Source organism: Algibacter sp. (genome assembly GCF_029245835.1).
Taxonomy (GTDB): domain Bacteria; phylum Bacteroidota; class Bacteroidia; order Flavobacteriales; family Flavobacteriaceae; genus Algibacter_B.
Window position 1 is genome coordinate 1 of sequence record NZ_JAQWOO010000093.1, and the last position, 20,374, is coordinate 20,374.

A 20,374-nucleotide genomic window follows, 5' to 3' on the forward strand; every position below is an offset into this window, starting at 1 on the left:
TTTAAAAGATGATAACATCACTTTTGAAGAAGTTGAAGAAGCAGCGAAACAAATCGGAATTCACGATTTTATAATGACTTTACCTGGCGGATATCATTATAATGTAAAAGAACGAGGTGCCATGTTATCTTCTGGTCAACGTCAATTAATTGCATTTTTAAGAGCGTATGTAAGTAAGCCAAGTATTTTAATTTTAGACGAAGCAACATCATCTGTAGATTCTCATGCTGAAAAAATGATTCAATATGCAACGGACACAATTACTAAAGGAAGAACGTCAATTGTAATTGCGCACAGATTGGCAACGATTAAAAAAGCCGATAAAATTATCGTAATAGATAAAGGTTTAATCGTTGAAGAAGGAACACATAAACAATTACTGAAAAAGGTTGACGGATATTATAAAAATTTGTACGAAAAGCAATTTAGTAGTGTAGAAGCGGTTTAGTTCAAGTCGCCTTTTATTTTTTCAATCAACTCGCTATAATCTGTGTACATTTGAAAAGACCCATCTTTTATATACGATATTTCTCCTGTCTCCTCAGAAACTAATAAACACAACGCATCTGTTTTTTCTGTAACACCAATTGCTGCTTTATGACGCAATCCAAAACGCGCAGGAATTTTCTCATTCGATAACGGTAAAACCACACGAGTTGCCACAACAAAATTATCTCTAATAACAGTTGCTCCATCATGCAAAGGACTGTTTTTATAGAAAATACTTTCTAAAATTGCTCCGTTTAAAGAGGCATTCATGTTGTCACCAGAATTGATTAAAAAATCTAAATTATTTGTGCGTTCTATAACAATTAATGCGCCAGTTTTAGTTTTTGATAATTTGACACTTGAGTTTACTAATATTTCTACATCAGTTTCAGATTCAATTTCTGATTGTAAAAATTTCAATTGTTTTAAAAAACTTCTTTTTGATGAGAAATTTGTAGTTCCAATCATCAATAAAAACTTCCTTATTTCTTGTTGAAATACAATGATTAAAGCGATAACTCCACCACTTAATAAGTAGCCTAAAATTCCACTTAGCATTTCCATTTTTAACGCTTGTGTTACTTTCCAAATCAAGAAAATAAATGCAATTCCAATAAAAATATTAATAGCAACTGTGCCTTTTAAAAGTTTGTAGATGTAATATAATAATGCAGCAACTAGAAGGATATCTAGAATGTCTAAAAAAGAAAAATCAATAAAGTCTAACATATATTATTTGCTGATGTTGTAAATGTACAGAAAAATTAAGACAGTTGCTCAACAATTTTAATTGCTTCCATGGCTTCTTTTACATCATGAACGCGTAAAATGTTTGCGCCATTTAATAAAGCAATTGTGTTTGCAGAAGTTGTTGCGTTTAATGCTAATTGTGGAGTTGTGTCTAAAGGTTTGTATAGCATCGATTTTCTAGAAATCCCTGCTAAAATAGGAGCATCTAAATTTTTGAAAAGCGATAAGTCTTTTAATAATTGATAATTGTGTTCAATGGTTTTCCCGAAGCCAAAACCAACATCAATAATAATATCGTTTATTTTTAATTGATGTAATTTGAAAATTTGCGCTGCAAAAAAAGAAATTACTTCTTTAGTTACATCTTCATAAACTGGATTTTGTTGCATGTTTTGAGGCGTTCCTAGCATGTGCATAATTATATACGGAACTTGCAATTCTGCAATTGCCGTAAACATTTTTGTATCCATTTTGCCGCCAGAAATGTCATTGATAATTGCTGCGCCAGCTTTAATAGTTTTTTTAGCGACATTACTTCTAAAAGTATCAACAGAAATAATAATTTCAGGAAAATGTTTTACTAATAATTCAATTATCGGAACAATGCGTTGTAATTCTTCATCTTCAGAAATATGTATTGCTCCAGGTCTTGAAGAATATGCACCAACATCGATAAAAGTTGCGCCCTCAAAAAGCATTTTTTCTACTTGTAATATAATGTCAGATTCATTTTTATACTTTCCAACATGAAAAAAAGAATCTGGCGTAATATTTAAAATCCCCATTACTTTTGGAGAAGAAATATCTATCAATTTACCGTTGCAATTCAATGTCATTTTAGCGAACAACTTTATTAATTATAAGCGCTTTTTCTGGTGCTTTATATGCTTGCATTTGCTGCATCAAACCTTTCACAGTTTTGTCAACGATCAATAATTCTCTGTTTTGTGTCTTTAAATATCCTTCTTTAACCATCACATCTAATTGTTGTAATGTGTGATCAAAAAACCCGTTTACATTTAAAATACCAATTGGTTTTTGTTCGATTTGTAATTGCCCTAAAGTCAAGGCTTCAAACAATTCGTCTAAAGTTCCAAATCCGCCAGGCAACGTAATATAACCATCAACCAATTTGCTCATTATTACTTTTCGGTCGCTCATTTTTTTGGTAGTAATCAATTCAGAAACTCCTTTATGAACCACTTCTTCTTTTTCTAACAACTTCGGAATTACACCAATAACTTCGCCTTTTTCAGTAAGAATTGTGTCGGCAATAACGCCCATCATTCCAATTTTTCCACCGCCATAGACTAAAGCAATATCATTTTTCACAAATTCTTTTCCCAATTCAATTGCTGCTTCTTTATAAACAGAATTAAATCCAACGCTAGAACCACAAAAAACAACTACTTTTTTCATAAAAGATGATTTCAAAATTTCTTCCGTAAAAATAAATGAAAAGCTTTGAAGATTTACTATTTTTACACAAATACTTTTATCAAAAAAAATGCAAAACACCTCGAAACAATACAACGCTGTAGTAGAAGAATGTAGAAGTTTGTTTATTAAAAAAATGAGTGATTATGGAAGTGCGTGGCGAATTTTACGTTTACCGTCGTTAACGGATCAGATTTTTATCAAAGCGCAACGCATTAGACAATTGCAAGAAAATGCGGTTAGAAAAGTTGATGAAGGTGAGAAAGCCGAATTTATTGGAATTATTAATTATTCGATAATGGCTTTAATTCAGTTGGAATTAGGCGTTGTAGAAAATCCAGATTTATCTACAGAAGCTGCAACTGAATTGTACGACAAACACATTGCAATTACCAAAGAATTGATGGAGAATAAAAATCATGATTATGGTGAAGCTTGGCGTGATATGCGAATTTCTTCGTTGACAGATTTAATTTTACAGAAACTATTGCGTGTAAAACAAATTGAAGATAATAAAGGAAAGACATTGGTTTCTGAAGGAATTGATGCCAATTATCAAGACATGATTAATTATTCGATTTTTGCAATGATTCATTTAAACGAAGACAAAGCATGAAAGCAGTAGTAAGTATTTCCAGAATTTTAGTTGGCGTATTATTTATTTTCTCTGGTTTCATTAAGCTAAACGACCCATTAGGATTTTCTTATAAACTCCAAGAATATTTCAGTCCAGATGTTTTGAACATACCATTTTTAGAGCCTTATGCATTAATAATTTCGGTTTTTGTAGTCGTTTTTGAAGTTGTTTTAGGCGTGTTTCTAATCATAGGGTACAAACCAAAATTTACCGTTTGGAGTTTACTACTTATGATTATCTTCTTTACATTCTTAACCTTTTATGCAGCCTATTTTGAAAAAGTAAAAGATTGTGGTTGTTTTGGAGATTTTATAAAATTAAAACCATGGGAAACGTTTTGGAAAGATGTTGCGCTTTTAGTGCTGATTATTATACTTTTTGTTGGTGTAAAATATATTAATCCTGTATTTGGAAAACTTTCATTAACAGTTTTGGCTTTACTTAGTTTCATTATTAGTTTATGGTTTGGATATCATGTGTTGATGCATTTACCAACGATAGATTTTAGAGCATATGCTATAGGGAAAAATATTCAAGAAGGTATGATTATTCCTGAAGATGCTCCAAAACCAATTCAAGAATACAGTTGGAAATTTAATGTTAATGGTGAAGATAAAATTATAGTAACCAATGGTTCTTATCCATCTATTGAAGGGGAATTTGTAGGTGTTGAAACTAAAGTCATTCAAGAGGGTTATACCCCACCTGTAGTCGATTTTTCAATTGAAAGTGCAGATGAAGATTTAACAACCCACTTTTTGGAGCAAGAAAATCTAGTTATAGTAGTATCTTACAGTTTGGAAAGTATTGAACAAGCAGGTGCTTTAAAGTTAAAATCATTGCAAGATGAAGCTCGGAAAAATAACTATCAAATAATTGGCTTAACGGCATCAGGCGACGATGTAAAACAGCGCATTAATGAGGCTTATAATATTGATTTTGATTGGTATTTATGTGATGAAAAAGCCCTTAAGACGGTGGTGCGTGCTAATCCAGGAATTTTAGAATTAGATAAAGGTCTTGTCCAACAAAAGGTACATTGGAATGATATTGACGACTTGAAATTACCAAAAGTTAATAAAAAGACAGAACCAAAAATAGTTGACGATACGATAGCTTACTTTGTTAATGATGAATCTTCAACAAAAGAAATCGTAGAGGCTTTAGAGGCTGATAATATAGAAAGCATCAATGTTATTAAAGATTCGGTTCAAGTAATGGAATTGAATGTAAAAAATAATACTTCATATACAGGAATAATAAAGGTTAAGCTTAAAGATTAGTTGTTCTTTTAAATCAAAACGACTAAACGGTTCAACGTATTTACAAATAAACTTTTTTATTGATAAACTACTTACTAAATAAAATCTTTTACGCCTTACTCACATTAATTGGAGTAGTAACGGTTATTTTTTTTTTATTTAGTGTACTACCTGGAGATCCTGCTCAAATGATGATGGGGCAGAATGATGATAGCGAACAGCTAGCTATTGTAAAGAAAAAGTATGGTTTTGATAAGCCAGTAGGCACGCAATATTTATACTATTTAAATGATTTATTTCCTGTGTCATTTCACTCAGAAAACTCAGAAGATTACACCTTTCTTAGCGAAGGAAAATATAGCGCAACAAAGTTGTTTTCTATAGGGAATACTACAACAGTTTTAAAGAAACCATATTTAAGAGAATCTTTTGCAAAACAAGGCAAACGCGTAAGCCAGGTATTAGCTGAAACCTTACCAAACACATTTGTATTAGCGGTATCTGCGATTTTTATAGCTATTGTTTTAGGAATTTTTTTAGGTGTAGTTTCTGCATTGTACAAAGACCAATGGCTCGATAAAACCATCCAGATTTTTAGCACCTTTGGCATGAGTATTCCATCATTTTTTAGTGCCATTTTATTTGCTTGGTTCTTTGGCTATTTGTTACATGATTTTACGAATTTAGAAATGACAGGGAGTTTATACGAGCTTGATGATTTTGGTGAGGCCATGCATATCAAGTGGAAAAACTTAATATTACCTGCTATAGTTTTAGGTATTCGTCCGCTTGCTGTAGTTATTCAATTGATGCGAAATTCGTTACTGGAAGTTTTTAATCAAGATTATATTAGAACCGCAAGAGCAAAAGGTTTAAGCGAATTCCAGATCATTAAAAAGCACGCCATTAAAAACGCATTAAATCCTGTAGTTACCGCAATTTCAGGTTGGTTTGCATCCATGCTAGCTGGAGCCGTTTTTGTAGAATATATATTTGGCTGGAACGGATTAGGAAAAGAAATAGTAAATGCTTTAAATACTTTAGATTTACCAGTAATTATGGGTGCTGTATTAATAATTGCAACCCTTTTTGTAATCATTAATATATTTGTCGACTTAATTTATGTTTGGTTAGATCCAAAAGTAAAACTAGAATAAATTCTTGCATAAAAAGAAATCTCATTATAAAAACCTTAAATCATGAACAAGTTAGCTTATATATTCATTTTATTATTTGCTTTTCTAAGTTGTAAAAACGAACCAAAGGTGTTTTCAGAAGACGCTTTAAATGACACTTTTCTAAGTTTAGAAGGCGAGTCAGTTACATTCAAATCTATTTTAGATGGGCATAAAGGAAAATCTATAGTTATCGATATTTGGGCATCATGGTGCGCTGATTGTATAAAAGGCATGCCAAAAGTAAAGGCTTTACAAGCGCAATTCCCAGAAGTTTCCTATGTGTTTTTATCTTTAGATAGAGGCGAAGAGGCTTGGAAAAGAGGTTTAGAGAAGTATAGTGTGGTTGGTGATCATTATTATTTACCAAATGCCAAGGATTGTAAGTTTGCAGATTTTGTAAATATTAGCTGGATTCCGAGATATATGGTGATAAATGAGGCTGGCGAAATCGTTGTATTTGATGTTATTGAAGCTGATGATGATAAGTTGATAAAAGCAATAAAAAAATAACTATTTTTGTTCTTTGAAGCGAATAATTATTAACTAAAAATAAAAAATCCTTTGATTTAAAGTCAGGATTATCAAAACATTATGAGAAAAAATATCGTAGCAGGAAACTGGAAAATGAACAATGATTTAGCACAAACAGAAGCGCTAATATCAGCATTACAAAAACAAACTAAAACAACAGATGCAGAAGTCATGATTGCACCAACCGCAACAAACTTATTGCAAGCTAATAAAGCTTTAAAAAATTCTCAAATAGAAGTTATAGCACAAAATATGCATTTTGCAGAAAATGGTGCTTATACTGGAGAAATAAGTGCTAGTATGTTAAAAAGTATTGGTGTTAATACGGTTATTTTAGGACATAGTGAGCGTCGTGAATATTTCAATGAAACCGATGAATTACTTGCTAAAAAAGTAGATGCAGCACTTGCAAAAGGGATGCGTATTATTTTTTGCTTTGGTGAAGAATTGGCAGATAGAAAATCTGGCAATGAAGAAACCGTTGTTGGTAACCAAATCAAAAACGCGTTGTTTCATTTAGGTGCCGCAGCATTCCAAAACATTGTGTTGGCTTACGAGCCTGTTTGGGCCATTGGTACTGGCGAAACGGCAAGTCCAGAACAAGCTCAAGATATGCATGCATTCATCAGAAAAACGTTAGCAGATAAGTACGGAAATGACATCGCCGAAGAGGTTTCAATTCTTTACGGTGGTAGTGTAAAACCAGCAAATGCCGAAGAGATTTTCTCTAAACCAGATGTAGATGGTGGTTTAATAGGTGGTGCAGCACTTAATGCTGATGATTTCTTTGCTATAGTAAACGCATTTTAATAAATAAAATTATTTGGGCGTTACCCCGATGAAAAATCGGGGTCGCGCTTTACATTACAAGTCCTCGCTATACCGGTAAAAACCGGTATAGCTGTGGGCTTTTCATTTCAATCCCTAACGCGGGCTTATTAGCTAACGCATTTCTAAAAACTATGTCTAATAGCATCTATATTGGTTATTACTTTAAAGTTCAGCCACTTCAACCAGCAGTCGAAATTCTAATTGCAGAGCTTGGTTATGCCGGTTTTGAAAGCTTTGTTGAAAACGAAGATGGTGTAACTGCCTATATCCAAAAAGAAGAATGGCATAAAAGCATTCTTGATGATATTCAAATTTTAAACTCAAACGAATTTGAAATCACTTATACGTTTGAAGAGATAGAGCAAACCAATTGGAATAAAGAATGGGAAAAAAACTTTAACCCAATTATAGTAGATAATGTTTGTGCAGTACGAGCCCCTTTTCATGAAAAGTTCGATACACAATTCGATATTGTCATCGAGCCTAAAATGAGTTTTGGTACCGGACATCATGAAACCACACACATGATGATTCAGCATATTTTAAAAAACGATTTTGAAGGGAAGTCCGTTTTAGATATGGGTTGCGGAACCGGTGTTTTGGCTATTCTTACAGAAATAAAAGGCGCAAAACCAATAGATGCCGTAGATTACGATAACTGGTGTTATTTAAACAGTTTGGAAAATGTTGAGCGTAATAACTGCAAACACATTACCGTTATAGAAGGCGATGCGTCAGTGTTAAAAAATAAATACGACATAATTATAGCTAATATAAATCGTAATATTTTAATGCAAGATATGGCAACCTATGTGTCTTGCTTAAATAAAAACGGGATGCTTTTTTTAAGCGGATTTTATAATGATGATATTCCTTTGATTCAAAAGGCATGTGAAAAACATTTGTTAAAATTTGAAGAAAAACTGGAAAGAAACAATTGGGTTTCATTAAAATTTTTAAATTAGTAGTATAATTAATCCCCAAAGTGTATTAAAAAATGAGTACAAAAGAAAAAACATCAGAAGAATTATTACTTAAAGAAGGCGTGCTAACTCAAAATGAGATTGTATTGTTTAATGATGATGTTAATACTTTCGATCATGTTATAGAAACCCTTATTTACGCTTGCGAACATACTTCAGAACAAGCAGAACAGTGCGCAATTCTTGTACATTACAAAGGTAAATGCACAGTAAAAACAGGGGAGTATAGTGAATTAAAACCACGCTGTTCCAAGCTTTTAGAGGCGGGTTTAAGTGCAGAAATTATTTAAAATTATTTACGGCGAAATATGATATTATAGACCTCACTGGTTTTAAAAACCTGTGAGGTCATATTGTTTTAAAGGTTTCAAGTTGAGTTGTAAAGGCACATTCTAAATGGCATATGAAAACCCTCATAATTTCGATAGTATCGAAAATATCCTCTCTTTAAAAAAAGGGAGGAGCCTATGTTGAACCAAAATCTCATTATAATTAAAATTCAAGAAACTAATTTGGCTTTTGGCTCTCCTCTTTTTACAAAGAGCATATGAATTCTACTTTTCTCAATAAAATTGGAGGAAAGAGGAGTTTGTAAAAACAGAAATTAATATTTATTCTAATAAATCAAACATTGCTTCTATTTACAAGTCTTTAATTTGTGGGGCTTTAAAATTTTATCTAATTATTTATTCTTCCAATTGCACAACTCACAAAAGATTTAGCTTTTGTTGTTAATGCATTTTTGTCTCCTGTTACGGGATATCCAATGTCATTAAGTAATTCCTTTGCCTTTACAAACGTATTTTTACTTTCATAATTAAATGATACTGTATGGTTGTCATTATTTACTTCTAATTCAGAAAGACCTTTAATTCCCGTTAACTTTTTTGTTATAGTATTGGCACAACCTCCACATTTTAAGTTTTGTATTTCTATAGTCGTTTTCATGTGTCTATATTATTTGTTTTTTAATGGTCGCATGTAGCTACCATATAATTATTTTCTTGAGTATCGAAGTCTGGTTATGGAATTTTCATTTTTTTAATTTACAAGTATTTATTCCTAAAAGCGTATATAAAGGACAAAAATTAATAAAACTAGTTACTAGAAAAATAATAGCTACTGCCATTAGAATATAAGCTAGTGTACCAGAAATCATATCAAAATAATACAATAGTGCTATGGCAATTGCAATTACTATTCTAATGCCTTTATCTGAAGTTCCCATATTTTTATTCATGATTTCTAGTTTGTGTTTTTATTTATAATGTTGTAGGGCAAACATAATTGGTAACTGGTAATCCCGATTTTTTTATGGCTGCAAAACCACCGGCAATATCAATTAGATTATCAAAGCCACGAGCTTTTAGAATGGATATAGCAATTACTGAACGATACCCACCAGCACAATGAATAAAATACTTTTTGTTCTTATCAATATGGTGCATGTTTTCATTAATAAAATCTAAAGCAAAATGTTGAACGTAGTCACCTTCAATATTTTCCGATTTATATTCACCTTCTTTTCTAACATCTAAAACATTAATATTTTCATTTTTGGAGTGCTTATAAAATTCTTGAGCGGAAATAGAATCAATAGTCTCAATATCTTTCCCGACTTTTTTCCAAGCTTCAATACCACCTTCTAAATACCCCAAAGTATTATCGTAACCTACTCGTGATAAACGAGTTACTGCTTCTTTTTCTTTGCCCTCTGGCGTAATCAACAAAATGGGTTGTTTTAAATCGGTAATTAAGGCACCAACCCAAGGAGCAAATCCACCGTGTAAACCAATAAAAATAGAATTAGGAATATGTGATTTAATAAAATCTTTTTCATTACGAACATCCAGTACTAAGGCGTCTTCATGGTTGGCTAAAGCTTCAAAGTCTTCAGGTGATAGAGGGTTGTCTCCTTTTTTTAAAACCGTTTCAAAAGCGTCATAACCAGATTTGTTCATCATCGCATTTTTTGAAAAATACTGCGGTGGTGGCGCAATACCATCAAGAACTTCTTCTACAAATTCAGCTTTTGTCATATCTGCTCTTAAGGCATAATTTGTTTTTTTCTGATCACCTAAAACACCTACTGTTTCTTTACTTAAATTCTTTCCACATGCTGAACCTGCACCATGAGCTGGATAAACAATAACATCATCTGGAAGTGTCATGATTTTTTCGCGTAACGAATCATATAACATAGCCGCTAAATCTTCTTTTGTTAAATTAGATTTAATGGCTAAATCCGGCCTACCAACATCGCCAAGAAACAACGTGTCGCCTGAGAAGATTGCATGTTCTTTTCCATGCTCATCAATTAAAAGAAATGTTGACGATTCTAGAGTGTGACCAGGTGTATGCAATACTTTTATTATAACGTTTCCTAGTTTGAATGTTTCGTTATCTTTTGCAGCATGAATATCATAACTCGTTTCAGCTCCTGGGCCAAAAATAATTTTAGCACCAGTTTTTTTGGCTAAATCAACATGACCAGAAACAAAATCTGCATGAAAATGCGTTTCAAAAATATATTTAATTTTTGCATTTTCACTATTAGCTTTATCGACATATTGCTGAGTTTCTCGCAATGGATCAATTATAGCAACTTCGCCGTTGGATTCAATATAATAAGCACCTTGAGCTAAGCAACCGGTATATATTTGTTCTATTCGCATTATAATATATTTGTTTTTTCCTCGAAGGAGGGAATCTTTTTTATTTATTATGTAAAATTACGAAACTTATCTATTCAGCTCCTGACTAATATCATATTTAATACTATTTTAACTCTTTGTAAATGATGTAAATAGCCATTATTAAGACAAAGAAACCAAAGCTCTTTTTTAATTTAGGACCACTAATAAACTTTGATATAAAAACGCCTAATATGATTCCTAAAATCGAAATTAGAGTGAATGTTAAGAGGAAGGCCCATTCAATATCTAAAGTTTGTACGTCGCCCATAAAACCAATTAATGAGTTTATAGTTACAATAATCAATGACGTGCCTACTGCTTTTTTCATGGGAATATTAGCCCAAACCACTAAAGCAGGAACATATAAAAACCCGCCACCAGCACCAATAATTCCTGTAATTGTGCCTATTATTAAACCTTGAACAAAGGTTTTATAATACGCTTGAGGTTTTGAAACTACCTCTTGATCTTTTCCTTTTCTAATCATGGAAAAAGATGCTAATAGCATGATAATAGCAAAGAATATCATGATGCCCATACCTTTAGAAACCTCGAAGTTGCCCAATGAAAATAAGGTTTCTGGAATTCCTTGAACTAAATAGCGTCTTGATAAATATACCGCGACAAACGAAGGGAATGAAAAGGCTAAACCTGTTTTAAAATCTACTAATCCTTTTTTATGTTTTTGGTAAGTGCCTACCATAGATGAGGTGCCTACAACAAAAAGAGAATAAGCAGTTGCAATTACTGGATTATATCCTAAAAGATAGACCAAAAGCGGTACGGTAAGAATGGAACCACCACCGCCAATAAGACCTAATACCAAACCAACTATTAGGGCTCCTATATATCCTAAAATTTGGGTGCTGTCCATTTAGTGCGGTAATCTATTCTTTAAAAGTCCGTAAATGAATGTGCCTACAATAGCAGCAGCTATTACAATAAGCATGCTCCAAACTCCTGTACCTAAAAGAATGTACATGGGGCCTGGGCAAGCGCCTATTAATGCCCAACCAAGGCCAAAAATAATACCGCCAACAATATATCTTATTAATCCGTCTTCTTTCTTTGGCACAAAAATATCTGAGCCTTTTATACTTTTAAGATGTCTGCTTTTTGAAATCTGCAAGAATATTATGCCTGAAACTATAGCGGTTCCTATAATGCCATACATATGGAAGGATTGGAATCTAAACATTTCGTAAATGCGATACCACGAAATGGCTTCGGATTTTACTAAAACAATTCCGAAAAATATACCTACTAATAGAAATTTTAAAACTTTCATTTGTTATTTTTTATTTAATAAAGTTGTTAAATGTAACTTGTTATTACTAAACTTAAAATCTAGTTTAACTCGTTACATATTCTTAAAATATTAAGGGTAAAATTAAATTAGCCATAATTAAACCACCAATAAAAAAGCCAATTACAGCTATTAAAGACGGTTTTTGTAAACTGCTTAAACCTGCAATGGCATGACCCGATGTGCAACCCGCTGCGTAACGTGTACCAAAACCAACCAGTAGGCCTCCAACAACTAAAAGTATGAGTGCTTTTGGTGATGCTAAAACCTCTAAACTAAACATCTCGTTAGGTACTAGTGTAGCACCTGGATTTTTGAAACCCATATTTTGAAGTTCGACAACGGTGGTTGGATTTAAATCTGTACCACTGTTGTTTGATAAAAATTGAACCGCTATAAAGCCACCAATGATGGCGCCAATAACCACGGTTAAATTCCATAGTTGGTCTTTCCATTTATAATTAAAAAAATCTGCAAACTTACCTGCTCCAGCAATAGAGCACATGGTACGTAAGTTTGACGACATGCCAAATGTTTTGCCAAAGTAGAGCAATAGTGCCATAACTAGTGTTATTAATGGGCCTGAAACATACCAAGGCCAAGGATTTAAAATAGATTCCATAGAGATGAATTTTTATGCGAATTTAAATTGAACATTTTAAGTAATTGTGATATATGTTACTTAATTGAAGCGGAAAGATAATGAAAATGAGAAAACTTAATATGGAGTCGCGCTAGGGATTGAAGCGGCATCCTTTTTTGTGAAGCTTTTTAATAATGAATTTTAATTTTATAATTCAATTAATTTTAAATGCTGTGACCTTGAAACTAGTTAAGAATAGCTTCACAAAAAAGATATAGTGGAAAGCCCGACCTTTAGGTAGCGCCCAAATAATTTAAGCCACTTCAATTTTATTTCTACCTAATTTTATTTTGTTTTCATTTTCTAGCTTTTTTAAAAGTCTGGATACGACAACGCGAGATGTGTTTAAATCTTCGGCGATATCTTGATGTTTTATGGATATGGTTTTAGTTTCGTCTACCATGGCCATGTTTTTTAAATATTTGTATAGACGCTCGTCCATTTTCATGAATGCGAGGCTATCAATGGCTTCTAGCATTTCGTCGAAACGAATTTGATAGCTTTGTAGGATGAAATTTCGCCAACTTTCGTTATTGTGAAACCATGTTTGCATGTTTTGAACGGGAATCATGATGAGACTAGAATCTTTTTCGGCAACTGCTCTGATTTTACTTTTTGTGGTGCCTAAACAGCAGGTAAGCGACATGGTACAGGTGTCTCCAGCTTCGAGAAAATAAATGAGCAACTCGTTGCCATCAGTGTCTTCTCTTATAATTTTGATATCGCCAGTTAGTAAAAGCGGGATAAAATTTAAGGTTTGATTGATGTCAATTATTATGTCATCTTTTTTGAATGCTTTGAATATTCCTTTTTCAGAAATCTCTGAAATTAAATCTTCATCGAGCGTATGCGCAAATTTTTGGTTTAATAAATTAGTATTCATACCCAAAAATAATAATTTAAAATTGAATTTTTTTATTGTTTGGGCATTAATACTACTTCTTTAATTAGATTTTAGGTTTTGATAGTTTATTTAGTAGATTAACAACTTCCGCCTTCTTTTTTCACACCTAATTTTTGTAAAATAGTTTCTAATAAACACCATTTTGTAAATGCTGATTGGATTAAGTTTACACCTATAATACGGTAAACCACATCCAGTTTGGGTTTACATATACCGTAAGAACAACGCTTAATAAAACCATGACACCAACGATAACTCTAAAATATGTATTTAACATTTTAATTGTCTTTTAAGTTTATATGAATTTTTCGATAGGAACTACAACCGCTTTTAAAGGATTGTTAGTTTCTAGATTTGTGTTGAATTTTGTTATCATATTGAATAGAATATCAATATGTTCATCATCTGTAAAAGAGAAAAATAGAATTGATTCGTTACCTCCTTTTTTTCCTGAAAACCAACTTGAAGCTATTGATATAGACGATCCGTTTTTAAACCCATCAATATCTGAGCTGCTAAAGTTTTCAATGTTTGCTTTTTTGAAGAGTTTCAAAACGTCTTTTTGAAATTCTTCGACTGCTGTAACTATGACTAATTTCATTTTTTTTTTTTAACCATATAGGTTTTATTGACTATAGGTTCAATTTTTTTGTTTTTACACCCCTGAAGTCCCCTCAAGGGGACATCCGTCCAATTCAACTTAGCGAGTTGCCCCTTGAGGGGACTTCAGGGGTGTGCTTTATTATTATACCTGTCTGTGTTTTGGAAACCCAGCAGGAAACTATTTATAATTCTTCTTTTCTATCATATAGTAAACCAATGGAACAACCAATAATGTTAATACTGTTGAGACAATGGTTCCTCCCATTAATGAAATCGCTAAGCCTTGAAAAATTGGGTCAAACAGGATAACAAATGCTCCAATAACAACCGTTCCTGCGGTTAATAATATTGGTGTTGTCCTAACTGCTCCAGCTTCAATGGCGGCTTGTTTTAGTGGCACACCTTCTGCTGTTCTTAAGTTGATGAAATCGATAAGCAATACCGAATTACGTACCATAATTCCTGCTAATGCAATCATGCCAATAAAAGAGGTGGCTGTAAAAAATGCTCCCATAATCCAGTGACCTAGAATAATTCCGATTAAGGATAATGGTATAGCAACCATCATCACAATTGGTGCTTTAAAATTTTCAAACCAGCCTACAATCAAGATATAAATCAAGATGATAGCGCCTAAAAAGGCAATGCCTAAATCTCTAAATACTTCGAGAGTTATTTGCCATTCGCCATCCCATTTAACCGTATAATTATCTTCAAAATCTGGCTGACCTAAATACATTTCGTTTAACTCATAACCTTTTGGTAACTGGATTTCTTTTAACTTTTCTTCCATACCAAGAATAGCATACGCAGGACTTTCTAATTCTCCTGCCATATCTGCCACTACATACACAACGCGCTTTTGGTTTTTACGATAAATACTTTTTGCAGCAGTTGATTGTTTAATTTCCACTAAATCTGCAATTGGCACCATATTACCTTGATTAGATTTCACCTTTAATTGCGAGATATCTCTAATGGTAGATTTCTCTTTTTCATCTAAAGCCAATACTAAACCAACTTGATTCGATGCATCTTCATCATATAAATTCGTAATCGCTCTATTAGATAATGCCATATTCATGGTATAAGCAATTTGCTGTGGTGCAACACCATACAACATGGCTTTTTCTTTATTGATTTCGAATTGATATTCAATTTGGTCAGCTTCAACCATCCAATCAATATCCACCACATCATCTGTATTTTTTAGAATGTTTTGAACACTGTTTGCAATTTTTATTTGCTCTTTATAATCAGGTCCATAAACTTCTGCGACTATAGTTGACAATACTGGTGGTCCTGGTGGCACTTCTACTAATTTCACATTAGCATTATATTTAGTAGCAATCTTTTGAATCTCTGGGCGTAATAATTTTGCAATGCCATGACTTTGAATATCTCGTTCTCCTTTATCAATTAAATTGACTTGAATGTCTGCCATATTACTGCCACCACGTAAATCGTAATGGCGTACTAAACCATTAAACGTAATAGGAGCAGAGGTTCCAATATAGTTTTGGTAATTTACAACTTCTGGACGTGTAGATAAATATTGAGAAATCTCTTGCGTAACTACTCCAGTTCGTTCTAAGGTTGTCCCTTCTGGCATGTCAATAACTACTTGAAATTCATTCTTATTATCAAAGGGCAACATTTTTACAGCAACCGAATTGGTAAAAAACAACACCATCGTTCCCATTAACACTGCAAAAGTTCCTAATAAAAACAGCCAACGCTTGCGACTGCTTTCTAATAAGGGACGTTCAAGCTTGTTATAAACTCTGTATATAAACGTGTCTTCTAAAGGTTTCTCTATTTTTTCAGGTTGTTCTTTTTTGTCTTTTTCTCTTAAGAAAATATAACCTAAATAAGGTGTAATGGTTAAGGCTACAAATAAAGATAATATCATCGCAATGGATGCTCCAATTGGCATGGGCGCCATATATGGACCCATTAATCCAGACACAAACGCCATAGGCAATACAGACGCAATTACTGTAAATGTTGCTAATATGGTTGGATTACCAACTTCGTTAATAGCATATAAAGCGGCTTGTTTAAATGGTAAGCGTTTCATCTTAAAATGCCTGTGCATATTTTCTGCAATAATAATCGAGTCATCGACAACAATTCCTGTTACGAAAACCAATGCAAATAGCGTAATTCGGTTTAGCGTATAATCTAGCATGTAGTAACTCAATAAAGTCAAAGCAAACGTAATTGGAACCGATAAAAATACTACCAATCCACCTCGCCAACCCATAGCTAACATCACGACAAGAGTTACTGCGAAAATTGATCCAATAAGGTGTAGTAATAATTCGGATACTTTATGTGAGGCGGTTTCTCCATAATTTCTAGTCACTTCAACATGCACATCATCAGGAATTAAAGTCGTACGTAAATGGTCTACTTTATCAATAATGACTTCTGCAATTTTCATGGCGTCTGCACCTTTTCTTTTCGCTACAGAAATGGTTACAGCAGGATATTCCGATTTATAGTCTGATGATTTCACACTACCTTTTCCAAACCCTAAACTCACGTAATTTTGTGGCACTTCTGGTCCGTCAATAATTTTAGCGACTTGCTTTAAATAAATGGGCTTATTTTGTTGCACACCAACCACTAAATTTTCAACATCTGTAACTGATTCTAGAAATTTTCCAGTATTGACAAGGAATTCGGTGTCGTTTTTATCAAAACTTCCAGAACTCAATTGGCTGTTATTAGCCTTAACCATTTCTGAAACCGACAAGAAATCTAATTCACTTGCTGCTAATTTATCTTTATCTAAAACCACACGTAATTGACGATTTCTACCACCAATTTTATGGGTAATGGCTACATCATTTACCTTTTTAACTTCTGCCTCTAACTCTTGGGCCATCTGCCCCAACTGGTAGTCGTCATAATTCTCGCTCCACAACGTTAAACCTAACATGGGCACATCATCAATAGCACGTGTTTTTACTAAAGGTTGCGTTACACCTTGCGGCATTTCGTCCATATGCTTGTTAATCTCATTATATAGTTTAACAAGAGAGCGCTCAATATCTTCACCAACATAAAACTGAACGATGACCATACCTTGCTCTTTCATTGACGTAGAATACACGTACTCCACACCTTTTATGTTCGAGATTAATTGCTCTAGAGGCTTAATTACTCGCGACTCTACCTCGGTTGGACTTGCTCCAGGATAACCCACAAAAATGTCTGCAATGGGAACATCAATTTGAGGTTCTTCTTCACGCGGAATTAAAAACGAACTGTACACACCAACTACCATAAACACAATCATTAACAACACGGTTAATTTTGATTGCATAAAGACTTTGGCAATTTTCCCTGCGATTCCTTCTTTCATAATATAAAAGCCCCTTTTAATTTCCCCAAAGGGGAAAAACAATTACGGGTAATTTTTTAGTTAATACTTATTTTTTAACACCTACACCGTTATTTGAAACCTTGCAGGGTACTGAAAACTGTGACTGCTGATTGAATACTGCCTACTGAACATTTATTTTTGCTCCATTAAATAGCTTTCCTTCAGCGTAAATAATGTATAATTCGTCTGTATTTAAACCAGATAAAACTTCTACTTGATCTCCAAAGGTTCTGCCTAAACGTAACCAGCGTAAAAGGGCTGTATTACTCTGGCTTACGGTGTAGACACCAGATAATTGTCCGTTTGTAACAATAGCCTCTTTAGGTATTAAAACCATTGCTGTTTCTGCTTTTCTTTCCACAGGAAATTGAACCGTTGTAAACATTCCAGATAAGATATTCGCCTCTGTTTTGTTTAGGTCAATTTTCACTAAATATTGTCCGCCAGTATTTTTTGCAGACGAACTTACTTCAGAAACTTTTCCCTTTAAGATTTTATTGATTGATTTTATTAATACATCAACCGAAGATCCTTTTTTAATTTCAGAAATCTCAGTTTCTGGTACCATGGCCATCACTTCAAAATTACCAGGAGTTTCTATGCTTATTAAAGGCATCCCTGGGTTTGCCATATTTCCAGCTTCTACATTTTTACTAGTAATTATTCCACTAAAAGGTGCTGTAATGTTACTGTAAGCAAACTGCGCGTTAATTTCGTTTTTCATTTGGTTTGCAGACTCTAATCGTGCTTTTGCCATTTCGAAATGAGCACTCATATCATCCATTTCTTTTTGTGATGCGCTGTTATCTGCAAACAAGTTTTTAAAACGGTTGTAGTCTTTTTGAGCATTGTTAAAAGCGGCAGTTGCTTCTGTTATTCCCGCATTTACTTGTGCTTTTTTCGCTTGTAAATCCGCATTGTTTATAGATACCAACAATTGTCCTTTCCGAACTTTATCACCAATATTAACATGGACTTTATTTACATAACCCATTATTCTGGTACTTAAATCGGCACTATTAGATGCTTGTATTTTTCCACTTACTGATAAAAATGGACTGTTGTTATTGGTTTCAACTTGACTTGTTTTTACAGCAATTGCTGGTGCATTTTCTGCTACCACTTTTTTGTCTTCGCTGCCACAGCTGGTAATAAAAAAAGAAGCTGTAGTTAGGGTTATTAGGTATATGTATTTATTCATTTTATTTGTTTTTATTTTTTCTTTTTTAATACCTACAGGTTTTTGAAACCTTGCAGGATAAGCAAATTAGTTTATCCGCAAACTTGCTAGTTTCCCTTTTGGGATTAATGGGCTGTTAAAAATTGTAAATACGCCTGCGCATAATTGTATTCAAAAATGGTTTGATAATATTCTAATTGTTTTTGTGCGTATTGTGTTTCTGCCATTAATAAATCTGATGTTTTTTCTAAACCCTCTTTAAATCGATTGGTTCTAATTCTTAAAGATTCTTCAGATTGTTCTAAAGCTAAAGCGGTTAATTCTAATTTATTTTCAGCATCAGTAAATACACGTTTTGCTTTGTTTAATTCTAAATTACTTTGCGAAACGTATTGTGTGTATTCTAGTTTTGATTTTTCAAATTCAGCTTTACTTTTTTGTGCTTTACCAAAACGTTTAGAGCCTTGAAAAACATCCCAGCTTAATTCTGCACCAATCAGATACCCATTGGCATCACCTTGAAAAATTTGGTCATCAAATAATTGATAATTTGCAAATGCATTTAAACGTGGTAAAAACGCCATTTTATCTGCTTTATTCATCGCTTCGTAAGCGTTAGAAGCTAGTTGCATCGCTTTGATGTCTGAACGATTTTTAGAAACCGTTTTATCTTCCATAGTAAAAGTTGAAACCGTTAATTCGTCCGTTGGTGTGTAAACCACATAGTCTTCATCATTCATTAAAAACGACAAATAATTTGAGGCATTTTGCACATTACTTTTTGCCATTTGCAATTGGTTTTGAACTTCGGTAACACGTACTTCAACATTCAATACATCAGCACGTTGCAAGTAGCCTTGTTTAAAACTATTGTCTGCTAATTTTTTATTGGCATTGGCTGCTTCTAAGGCTTTTTCTAAAACATTTACTGCTTTATATGCCAATTGTAATTGCATGTATGCTTTATCGACTTCAAAGGCTAAATAATCTTGAGTGCGTTCTGTTTTTAAGGACATGGCATCCATTTTAGACTTGGCAGCTTTACGTTGAAACATGCCATCTAAATTTATTAGTGGTTGCTGAATTTCGAATTTTGTTGCGTAGTTTTCAATCTGAGAAGGATTATTTAACAACGCTGGATTAAAATCATTTTGTGTTAAAATTTCTTGATTCAGTTTAGATCCAAAAGCCATTAACGGGTTAGTAGTTGCTATTGCTGTATGACTTGCTGTAATATTTGGTAAAAACACCGCATTTGTTTGTCTGTAATCTGCTCTGGCAAGATTGAATTCTTGTTGGGAAATTTTTAAGCTTTGGTTATTATCATTAACTCTAATCAATACGTCTTGCTTTGATATAGGTGTAAGTTGTTGCGACTGAAGTATAGATACAAAACTTAATAAAAAACTAAAAACTATGATGTATTTATATGTTTTCATATGTATTATTTATTTCTCTAATACTATTAACATTATCAATATTTGACATTAACGATAGATATTTCTTTGTGCAAACTTAGTCCCCTTAGTTATTTATATCTGTAACTAATG

22 protein-coding genes and 1 pseudogene are annotated in these 20,374 nt (G+C 33.1%); 8 read left to right on the forward strand and 15 right to left on the reverse strand.

Annotated features, from left to right (window positions below; genetic code table 11):
- The coding region (locus P8K68_RS14380) for an ATP-binding cassette domain-containing protein (protein WP_300252474.1) at nt 1-448 on the forward strand (448 nt) is incomplete at its 5' end.
- Here P8K68_RS14380 and cdaA read toward each other — a convergent pair.
- From cdaA to P8K68_RS14395, 3 genes are read right to left on the reverse strand one after another with little or no spacing between them, the layout of a single operon-like run.
- Nucleotides 445-1,218: a diadenylate cyclase CdaA gene (gene cdaA / locus P8K68_RS14385; RefSeq protein ID WP_300252476.1), complete on the reverse strand. Its 774-nt coding sequence runs from the start codon at nt 1,216-1,218 to the stop codon at nt 445-447. The two genes, P8K68_RS14380 and cdaA, sit on opposite strands and share 4 nt — an antisense overlap.
- 35 nt (nt 1,219-1,253) lie before the next feature.
- On the reverse strand, nt 1,254-2,075 hold the full coding sequence (gene folP / locus P8K68_RS14390) for a dihydropteroate synthase (RefSeq protein ID WP_300252478.1): 822 nt from the start codon (nt 2,073-2,075) through the stop codon (nt 1,254-1,256).
- Nucleotide 2,076: 1 nt separating this feature from the next.
- Nucleotides 2,077-2,658 carry a TIGR00730 family Rossman fold protein gene (locus P8K68_RS14395; protein WP_300252479.1) on the reverse strand — a complete coding sequence of 194 codons (582 nt, stop codon included), beginning with the start codon at nt 2,656-2,658 and terminating at the stop codon, nt 2,077-2,079.
- An 88-nt stretch (nt 2,659-2,746) separates the two neighbouring features.
- Here P8K68_RS14395 and P8K68_RS14400 point away from each other — a divergent pair, with 88 nt between their 5' ends.
- The 7 genes from P8K68_RS14400 (at nt 2,747) to P8K68_RS14430 (ending at nt 8,388) form a co-directional block, all read left to right on the forward strand.
- A complete protein-coding gene (locus P8K68_RS14400; protein ID WP_300252480.1) occupies nt 2,747-3,292 on the forward strand; it encodes a DUF1599 domain-containing protein in 546 nt (181 codons plus the stop codon).
- A complete protein-coding gene (locus P8K68_RS14405; RefSeq protein WP_300252482.1) occupies nt 3,289-4,596 on the forward strand; it encodes a BT_3928 family protein in 1,308 nt (435 codons plus the stop codon). The genes P8K68_RS14400 and P8K68_RS14405 overlap by 4 nt, the downstream gene beginning before the upstream one ends.
- 59 nt (nt 4,597-4,655) lie before the next feature.
- Complete coding sequence (locus P8K68_RS14410; protein WP_300252484.1) at nt 4,656-5,732, forward strand: ABC transporter permease; 1,077 nt, start codon at nt 4,656-4,658, stop codon at nt 5,730-5,732.
- Between the two features lie 42 nt (nt 5,733-5,774).
- Complete coding sequence (locus P8K68_RS14415; protein WP_300252486.1) at nt 5,775-6,263, forward strand: TlpA disulfide reductase family protein; 489 nt, start codon at nt 5,775-5,777, stop codon at nt 6,261-6,263.
- An 81-nt stretch (nt 6,264-6,344) separates the two neighbouring features.
- The gene (tpiA, locus tag P8K68_RS14420) at nt 6,345-7,094 is read left to right on the forward strand and encodes a triose-phosphate isomerase (RefSeq protein ID WP_300252488.1); all 750 of its coding nucleotides are present in this window, start codon (nt 6,345-6,347) and stop codon (nt 7,092-7,094) included.
- A 152-nt stretch (nt 7,095-7,246) separates the two neighbouring features.
- Complete coding sequence (gene prmA, locus P8K68_RS14425; protein WP_300252490.1) at nt 7,247-8,080, forward strand: 50S ribosomal protein L11 methyltransferase; 834 nt, start codon at nt 7,247-7,249, stop codon at nt 8,078-8,080.
- A 32-nt stretch (nt 8,081-8,112) separates the two neighbouring features.
- Nucleotides 8,113-8,388 (forward strand): ATP-dependent Clp protease adaptor ClpS, encoded by a 276-nt coding sequence (locus tag P8K68_RS14430; protein ID WP_300252493.1) that lies wholly within the window; start codon nt 8,113-8,115, stop codon nt 8,386-8,388.
- 388 nt (nt 8,389-8,776) lie between these two features.
- On the opposite strand, the gene P8K68_RS14435 is transcribed toward P8K68_RS14430, so the two are convergent.
- The 12 genes and pseudogenes from P8K68_RS14435 to P8K68_RS14490 all read right to left on the reverse strand — a co-directional run bounded on the left by P8K68_RS14435 (nt 8,777) and on the right by P8K68_RS14490 (nt 20,263).
- On the reverse strand, nt 8,777-9,046 hold the full coding sequence (locus P8K68_RS14435; RefSeq protein ID WP_300252495.1) for a heavy-metal-associated domain-containing protein: 270 nt from the start codon (nt 9,044-9,046) through the stop codon (nt 8,777-8,779).
- Between the two features lie 85 nt (nt 9,047-9,131).
- Nucleotides 9,132-9,338: a DUF2892 domain-containing protein gene (locus P8K68_RS14440; RefSeq protein ID WP_300252498.1), complete on the reverse strand. Its 207-nt coding sequence runs from the start codon at nt 9,336-9,338 to the stop codon at nt 9,132-9,134.
- Nucleotides 9,339-9,360: 22 nt separating this feature from the next.
- On the reverse strand, nt 9,361-10,773 hold the full coding sequence (locus P8K68_RS14445) for a rhodanese-like domain-containing protein (RefSeq protein WP_300252501.1): 1,413 nt from the start codon (nt 10,771-10,773) through the stop codon (nt 9,361-9,363).
- A 103-nt stretch (nt 10,774-10,876) separates the two neighbouring features.
- Complete coding sequence (locus P8K68_RS14450) at nt 10,877-11,668, reverse strand: sulfite exporter TauE/SafE family protein (protein WP_300252503.1); 792 nt, start codon at nt 11,666-11,668, stop codon at nt 10,877-10,879.
- The gene (locus P8K68_RS14455; RefSeq protein ID WP_300252505.1) at nt 11,669-12,082 is read right to left on the reverse strand and encodes a DUF6691 family protein; all 414 of its coding nucleotides are present in this window, start codon (nt 12,080-12,082) and stop codon (nt 11,669-11,671) included. It lies immediately after the preceding gene.
- A gap of 82 nt (nt 12,083-12,164) precedes the next feature.
- Nucleotides 12,165-12,722 (reverse strand): YeeE/YedE thiosulfate transporter family protein, encoded by a 558-nt coding sequence (locus P8K68_RS14460; protein ID WP_300252508.1) that lies wholly within the window; start codon nt 12,720-12,722, stop codon nt 12,165-12,167.
- 274 nt (nt 12,723-12,996) lie between these two features.
- Entirely contained in the window at nt 12,997-13,626 is a 630-nt protein-coding gene (locus P8K68_RS14465; RefSeq protein WP_300252511.1) for a Crp/Fnr family transcriptional regulator, read from the reverse strand.
- A 98-nt stretch (nt 13,627-13,724) separates the two neighbouring features.
- Nucleotides 13,725-13,924, reverse strand: a pseudogene (locus P8K68_RS14470) (DUF2892 domain-containing protein).
- An 18-nt stretch (nt 13,925-13,942) separates the two neighbouring features.
- A complete protein-coding gene (locus tag P8K68_RS14475) occupies nt 13,943-14,248 on the reverse strand; it encodes a hypothetical protein (protein WP_300252513.1) in 306 nt (101 codons plus the stop codon).
- Nucleotides 14,249-14,428: 180 nt separating this feature from the next.
- Nucleotides 14,429-17,623, reverse strand: coding sequence for an efflux RND transporter permease subunit (locus P8K68_RS14480; protein ID WP_300252516.1), 3,195 nt, complete (start codon nt 17,621-17,623; stop codon nt 14,429-14,431).
- A 142-nt stretch (nt 17,624-17,765) separates the two neighbouring features.
- Nucleotides 17,766-18,845 (reverse strand): efflux RND transporter periplasmic adaptor subunit, encoded by a 1,080-nt coding sequence (locus tag P8K68_RS14485; protein ID WP_300252519.1) that lies wholly within the window; start codon nt 18,843-18,845, stop codon nt 17,766-17,768.
- Nucleotides 18,846-18,949: 104 nt separating this feature from the next.
- Nucleotides 18,950-20,263 carry a TolC family protein gene (locus P8K68_RS14490; RefSeq protein WP_300252522.1) on the reverse strand — a complete coding sequence of 438 codons (1,314 nt, stop codon included), beginning with the start codon at nt 20,261-20,263 and terminating at the stop codon, nt 18,950-18,952.
- Between the last annotated feature and the right edge of the window lie 111 nt (nt 20,264-20,374).

What these genes read in the sequence shown, in the direction of transcription:
- P8K68_RS14475 (WP_300252513.1), bottom strand. Translation starts at nt 14,248, where the DNA reads ATGAAATTAGTCATAGTTACAGCAGTCGAAGAATTTCAAAAAGACGTT.
- tpiA (WP_300252488.1), top strand. Translation starts at nt 6,345, where the DNA reads ATGAGAAAAAATATCGTAGCAGGAAACTGGAAAATGAACAATGATTTA.
- P8K68_RS14465 (WP_300252511.1), bottom strand. Translation starts at nt 13,626, where the DNA reads ATGAATACTAATTTATTAAACCAAAAATTTGCGCATACGCTCGATGAA.
- P8K68_RS14440 (WP_300252498.1), bottom strand. Translation starts at nt 9,338, where the DNA reads ATGAATAAAAATATGGGAACTTCAGATAAAGGCATTAGAATAGTAATT.
- P8K68_RS14400 (WP_300252480.1), top strand. Translation starts at nt 2,747, where the DNA reads ATGCAAAACACCTCGAAACAATACAACGCTGTAGTAGAAGAATGTAGA.
- P8K68_RS14395 (WP_300252479.1), bottom strand. Translation starts at nt 2,658, where the DNA reads ATGAAAAAAGTAGTTGTTTTTTGTGGTTCTAGCGTTGGATTTAATTCT.
- prmA (WP_300252490.1), top strand. Translation starts at nt 7,247, where the DNA reads ATGTCTAATAGCATCTATATTGGTTATTACTTTAAAGTTCAGCCACTT.
- P8K68_RS14485 (WP_300252519.1), bottom strand. Translation starts at nt 18,845, where the DNA reads ATGAATAAATACATATACCTAATAACCCTAACTACAGCTTCTTTTTTT.
- P8K68_RS14455 (WP_300252505.1), bottom strand. Translation starts at nt 12,082, where the DNA reads ATGAAAGTTTTAAAATTTCTATTAGTAGGTATATTTTTCGGAATTGTT.
- P8K68_RS14490 (WP_300252522.1), bottom strand. Translation starts at nt 20,263, where the DNA reads ATGAAAACATATAAATACATCATAGTTTTTAGTTTTTTATTAAGTTTT.
- P8K68_RS14460 (WP_300252508.1), bottom strand. Translation starts at nt 12,722, where the DNA reads ATGGAATCTATTTTAAATCCTTGGCCTTGGTATGTTTCAGGCCCATTA.
- P8K68_RS14405 (WP_300252482.1), top strand. Translation starts at nt 3,289, where the DNA reads ATGAAAGCAGTAGTAAGTATTTCCAGAATTTTAGTTGGCGTATTATTT.
- P8K68_RS14445 (WP_300252501.1), bottom strand. Translation starts at nt 10,773, where the DNA reads ATGCGAATAGAACAAATATATACCGGTTGCTTAGCTCAAGGTGCTTAT.
- P8K68_RS14450 (WP_300252503.1), bottom strand. Translation starts at nt 11,668, where the DNA reads ATGGACAGCACCCAAATTTTAGGATATATAGGAGCCCTAATAGTTGGT.
- P8K68_RS14480 (WP_300252516.1), bottom strand. Translation starts at nt 17,623, where the DNA reads ATGAAAGAAGGAATCGCAGGGAAAATTGCCAAAGTCTTTATGCAATCA.
- P8K68_RS14430 (WP_300252493.1), top strand. Translation starts at nt 8,113, where the DNA reads ATGAGTACAAAAGAAAAAACATCAGAAGAATTATTACTTAAAGAAGGC.
- folP (WP_300252478.1), bottom strand. Translation starts at nt 2,075, where the DNA reads ATGACATTGAATTGCAACGGTAAATTGATAGATATTTCTTCTCCAAAA.
- P8K68_RS14415 (WP_300252486.1), top strand. Translation starts at nt 5,775, where the DNA reads ATGAACAAGTTAGCTTATATATTCATTTTATTATTTGCTTTTCTAAGT.
- P8K68_RS14435 (WP_300252495.1), bottom strand. Translation starts at nt 9,046, where the DNA reads ATGAAAACGACTATAGAAATACAAAACTTAAAATGTGGAGGTTGTGCC.
- cdaA (WP_300252476.1), bottom strand. Translation starts at nt 1,218, where the DNA reads ATGTTAGACTTTATTGATTTTTCTTTTTTAGACATTCTAGATATCCTT.